Source organism: Lactiplantibacillus sp. ME-2, assembly GCF_022549155.1.
GTDB classification, from domain to species: domain Bacteria; phylum Bacillota; class Bacilli; order Lactobacillales; family Lactobacillaceae; genus Lactiplantibacillus; species Lactiplantibacillus plantarum.
The window spans coordinates 1-5,116 of the sequence record NZ_JAKZEQ010000076.1 but is presented as its reverse complement, the minus strand read 5'-3'; the positions used below and the strand labels follow the sequence as shown (position 1 = coordinate 5,116).

Here is a 5,116-nt window from a genome sequence, read left to right as displayed (position 1 = left end):
CTTTGGATAACGGCTCAACTTATAAAGTTGAAACGCCAACGATCGATGGTTACACTTACAAGTCAGCTGATGCAGCCTTAACTGGTACGGTTGATGGTAATAAGACCATTACCTTAACTTACACCAAGGATTCAACGACACCAGTTGAAAACAAAGCTAACTTGACGATTAATTATGTTGATGCTGATGGTAACACTATCAAAGCATCCAACGTAACTGAATATATTGTTGGTCAAGCTTACACTGTTGGTCAACCAGAAATTGCGGGTTACACTTATGACCATGCTACTGGTGATGCCATTGCCGGGACGATTGCCTACAAGGGTAACACAGTTACCCTTGTTTACACGAAGAACGGTGGCACTACTCCAACTGAACAAACTAAGACGATCACAGTTAACTATGTTGACGCAGATGGTAATACGATCAAGAGTGCGACGACCACAACTTACAAAGTTGGGGACACTTACACGGTCGCAACGCCAACAATCGATGGTTACACTTACAAGTCAGCTGATGGTGCTTTGAGTGGTACGGTGGCTGATGACGCGACGATCACCTTAACTTATGCTAAGAATGATAACGGCGGCTCAACGACTGCACCTACCACCGCACCTGGTACCGGCGACAATGGTAATAACGGTGGTGGCACGACGACAACTGCACCTACGACTGCACCTGGCACTGGTGACAACGTCAACGGTGGCGGTACTGGTACAACTACAACTGCTCCTGTTACGACGCCAAGTGACGATACTGTTGATAATGGTAATGGCTCGTCAAACAACGGTTCATCAACGACGACTACTTCAACCGCACCAGCAACCACGGTTTCTGATGATGAAGTAACGCCAACGACGACGGCTACTACTAACAATGGGACTAGTGGGGTTGTTCCTGCATCAGCCTCATTGAAGCCAGTAGTTACGACTAAGACGACGACTTCAGACGCAAAGACGTTACCACAAACGGATGAAGACGAAAACGGGACTGCCTTGGCTGTCTTGGGTCTTTCAACCTTATTGATGGGTTCAGCGTTATACTTTGGCGTTTCTCGTCGGAAGCATGAAGCATAATAATTAGAATAGCTTGATTATTTGCTGAACGGATAGAAAGGTCAGCGATGACCTTTCTACTCTTTGAGCAAACAATCAAGTTTATGGAGGAGTTGCATTATGAAGATGTTCAATAAAAAGCGCAGAGATAAGAATGAGGATTACCGTAATCATTCTGAGCGTGCAACGGCGACTTCAACCGTTGCTGCTCAAAAGCCAAAACCAAAGGCGACTCAAAGTAGTACGACCCCCAATGTGCGGTCATCTGCTGGTGTCCGGCCAACTAGTAGCAGCGTGACTGCTTCAACTAGTGCCCCAGTTAAGGGCCAAAACCGGGTCAACCAACGGCGTGCTACCCAAACAGCAGCCAAAAACAGTGTGGCAATTGAACGCGAAATGGCTGACTTAAACAAGCAATACCAAACTTTACGTGGGGAGCTTAAGGTCCAATTGGTTCAGGACCGTAAGCACGAAAAGCAACAGTATGAAACTTTAGTTGCCGAACAGTTAAACTTAGAACAACAGTTAAAGGACGCTAAGGTTACTCTGTCTAAACAGGACAAAGTCGTTAACACGAACGATAGCGAACGGCAGGGAATGGTCAAGACCATCAATGCTGCTCAAAAACGTTATGATGATGCTAAGAAAGCTCTTGCTAAGAGCGATCAAACCATCAAATCGTTGGAAAAGAAGATTACGCAGTCTGAACAATCATTAGCTGATTTGAAGCAAAATGAAGCTGATATGCGTAAAGCAATTCAGGGCGAACAGGATCTTAAGAAGTTATTCGTGTTGATGAAGCAACAGGAGAAGCAAGCACAGGATCTGTATCAAAAGAGTGACGCAATCAACAGTGAACTCGTGAAACTCCAGAAGCGTGAACAGACTGAAACCCGTGAACGTTCGCGGAAGGAACACGCGATTACGAGTGCGGAAAAAGACTTACATACCGCTCAAGATGCGTTAGTTGCTTATGATCGTAAGAAGAAGAGTGCTCAAGACGAACAAGAACGTTCACTTAACTTGATTAATCAGAAAATCAATCGATTACAACATGATTATGATCAAAATGCTACGATTGTTAAGGGGCTCCAACAAAAGATTGAAAGCATTGATGCCAAGTTAAAATCGGATTACGGGACGACTCACTTAGTATCGCCCGTCGAATTTGACCAGTCTGCAAAGTACTTCTTGTTCAGCACCGATTTGATTCAGTCATTGTCTGGTGATGAAAAGGCTTCGATGGAAATGATCATGGGCTTATTGAAGAGTGAAGTTAAGGATAAAGCTAATGTTATTACGGTTAACTATAATGACAGCTTGCCAGAAATTTGGAACAGTTACCAATCAGCTGGCTTAGTTGATAAACGAACTGGCTTGTACAACATGTACTACACGATTCAGGCAAAGGTACCGGGTGCCGTTGCGAAGACTAAACCAGAATTACCTGATAATCCTGCATGGCAATATAAGCGCAATGCTGATAAGCAGATTGTGTCAATTGCCGATGACGGCGGTAACCCAATTATGACGTTGAAGTACCGTAAGAATGGTGCCATTTGGTACATGACTTACTTCAATGGGTCGTTAGCAACTCGTCGGGATGTGTACGATGCTGCCGGGTTCTTGTCAGTCACTCAGTACCTTGACCGGACGAATAACTCACAAGTGACACTAGAAAACTTCTATCGTCCAGACCACTCTTTAGCAATGGTCAAGCAATATGGTAGTAACCACGAATTATCAATTCAATTAGTGAACAAGGAAGAAGCCATCACGAATGTCTTCCATTCTGAAGCACAATTATTGAACTGGTGGTTGGCATCAGTCTTGCAACAACAAAACAGTGTGTTGGTTATGGGAGTTAACGCCCCATTGTTCGACCAATGCTTACAAGCAACGAATGATAATTTCCATCTCTTACCAATCGTCTCTGCTGATGATTTGGATAATCAACACGTCCAAGATATTATCAACGGAAAGAGTAAGTTGTCGAGCTTAGTTGTAACGGATCGTGATGTTCAGACTGCGATTGAGAAACAAATGACACGTGATCTTGAAATCACCGTTATGCCAGCTGCAGAAGTCCGTGCGTAATCACGGGGTTGTTGATGATGCCTTGAACGTGACGCATGAATGGGGTTTTAAATAATGATGAAGACTAATACTAAGAAGGCCAAGTACGACGATGCGGAATTGTTCGAAAAAGTCTTAGTGGGCATGTCATGGCTTGAAAGCCATCTTCGCGAGATTATTCAAACGATGGTGACTGATGCGGACGTGTCGTTCGAACAGTTCTTGATTCTCTACTATCTTGACCATAGCACTGATCACCGGATTACGGTGAAAGAGCTAGCCGCTGACCGCCACGTCTCTTCTTCAGCGATTTCAAGGAAACTGACCTACTTGATCAACAATGACTTGATTGTGTTGAACATCGATCCTTATGATCGTCGGTACCGTTATCTAACGTTAACCGCCAAAGGTGAGAAGTTAGCACGGGTCATTGAAAAAGTTAACGAAGAACGCCTTGGCAAGTTCCTCGACGAATTTGGCCGGATTCGAACCTCTGAATTAACTGATGAGCTTCGGATGGTCAGCAAAGTTTTAGTGGATACCAAGGAAATTAAAGGCTAGTAAAAAAGAGTCATTCAACTTGTATAAGCTGAATGACTCTTTTTAGTGTTAAATATTGATCGCTAATGAGAACAAGATAAAACCACCAAGTAACATGGCAAGAATCGCCACGACCACCCACAGCACTTGACGGACGTTGTGCCGCACGCGTCGCTCAACATGGCTCTTTGATTGGAGATGCTCATGTTGGACATTAAATAGCGAAGCATTCGTGTCTTTGACCCAATCAGCACCATGCTGACCATAGTAGGGGTTGGTGTTATGATTGAGCGAGTGGGGGACCCGGCCATTTGATTTGGTTAACGGTTGATAGCGCCGCATCGTAATCCTCTTTTCAACGGTTGTTTAGTTTTTCTGGGCCTTATAAGGAACGGCATAGTTCTTAGGGGCGTCGCTAGCTTTTGCATACTTCCAGTGCCCAGACATCTTCTTTTCGAGTGGGGCATCATCTTTGATGCAAGTAAAGCGAGAGCCAACTTCATTTTCGATAATGAAGATCCGGTTAAACTCGTGCCGCGTCTGAACAATGTGACAATCATTGTGATCGATACCAAAAACATCTTTGTATACCAACAACATTATCTCCTTTGGATTGAATTTAAAATAGTGACAATTTTACAAGGCTTCACAGACAGTCTACACTATCTATTATAAACCCCTAATCAAGTCCGTAAACCGTTTTGAGTGAAAAAAGATAAAATTGCACTGGCAAGGGTGTGACAATTCATAAAAAGCCACGCAGGTAAATTTGATCTTACCTGCGTGGCTTTATCCGTACTTCTGATTGGGTATACTGGGCTCGAACCAGTAAATTACGGATTCAGAGTCCGCTGCCTTACCAATTTGGCGAATACCCAATAACAACTATTTAATAGTAACTTTTCCAGCAAATACTGTCAAGACTTTGCTGAAACTTTGTGTCTATTTTTTGCATTTTTGCTTGAATATCGTATCAGTTGGTGGCTAAACTAGTTGAGTGGAAGGTGAGTGTATGTCGAAGTCAGAATTAGATCATTTATTCGATCATCTGCGACAACAATTGATCGTATGGGCGGTCACGGCCATCGGATTAGCAGTTATGCGCAGCTTTTTGTTACCCCAATTATTGACTTTCGTTTTTTGGTGTAGTGTGGCCTACTGTTTGCTCTTATTCGTTGGTTTAGTTGTTGTGACGATTTTTAGGTGGCAAAAATCTTAATTATATTTGACAAGCCGCTTATCATTCGGTAAGATAATAAATGAATTTGTGCCCGCTGGTCAAATTGGTTAAGACGTCGCCCTCTCAAGGCGGAGTTACGGGTTCGATCCCCGTGCGGGTGATAAGTCGACGTCGGTAGATAAAAAGAGAAGCGTCATAATGCTGGTATATCAGCTGTCTCTTATACACATCTGACGCTGCCGACGATATGACAATCGTGTAGATC

At 43.6% G+C, this 5,116-nt stretch carries 6 protein-coding genes and 2 tRNA genes; 5 read left to right on the top strand and 3 right to left on the bottom strand.

Annotation, left to right across the window (positions count from 1 at the left end):
* From MMY95_RS15035 to MMY95_RS15025, 3 genes are all read left to right on the top strand, one after another.
* Positions 1-1,076, top strand: a 1,076-nt coding sequence (locus MMY95_RS15035) for a MucBP domain-containing protein (protein ID WP_241277779.1), incomplete at its 5' end; no start/stop codon positions are given.
* A 99-nt stretch (positions 1,077-1,175) separates the two neighbouring features.
* The gene (locus MMY95_RS15030; protein ID WP_003642770.1) at positions 1,176-3,152 is read left to right on the top strand and encodes a hypothetical protein; all 1,977 of its coding nucleotides are present in this window, start codon (positions 1,176-1,178) and stop codon (positions 3,150-3,152) included.
* Positions 3,153-3,206: 54 nt separating this feature from the next.
* A complete protein-coding gene (locus MMY95_RS15025) occupies positions 3,207-3,692 on the top strand; it encodes a MarR family transcriptional regulator (protein WP_003642771.1) in 486 nt (161 codons plus the stop codon).
* 48 nt (positions 3,693-3,740) lie between these two features.
* On the opposite strand, the gene MMY95_RS15020 is transcribed toward MMY95_RS15025, so the two are convergent.
* From MMY95_RS15020 to MMY95_RS15010, 3 genes are all read right to left on the bottom strand, one after another.
* Positions 3,741-4,013 (bottom strand): hypothetical protein, encoded by a 273-nt coding sequence (locus MMY95_RS15020; protein ID WP_053267715.1) that lies wholly within the window; start codon positions 4,011-4,013, stop codon positions 3,741-3,743.
* A 24-nt stretch (positions 4,014-4,037) separates the two neighbouring features.
* Entirely contained in the window at positions 4,038-4,271 is a 234-nt protein-coding gene (locus MMY95_RS15015; protein WP_003642773.1) for a hypothetical protein, read from the bottom strand.
* Between the two features lie 205 nt (positions 4,272-4,476).
* Positions 4,477-4,549: transfer RNA gene (locus MMY95_RS15010), tRNA-Gln, on the bottom strand.
* Positions 4,550-4,683: 134 nt separating this feature from the next.
* Here MMY95_RS15010 and MMY95_RS15005 point away from each other — a divergent pair.
* Both MMY95_RS15005 and MMY95_RS15000 read left to right on the top strand, forming a co-directional pair.
* Entirely contained in the window at positions 4,684-4,890 is a 207-nt protein-coding gene (locus tag MMY95_RS15005) for a hypothetical protein (RefSeq protein ID WP_003642774.1), read from the top strand.
* A 49-nt stretch (positions 4,891-4,939) separates the two neighbouring features.
* A tRNA-Glu gene (locus MMY95_RS15000) sits at positions 4,940-5,012 on the top strand.
* The last annotated feature ends 104 nt before the right edge of the window (positions 5,013-5,116 follow it).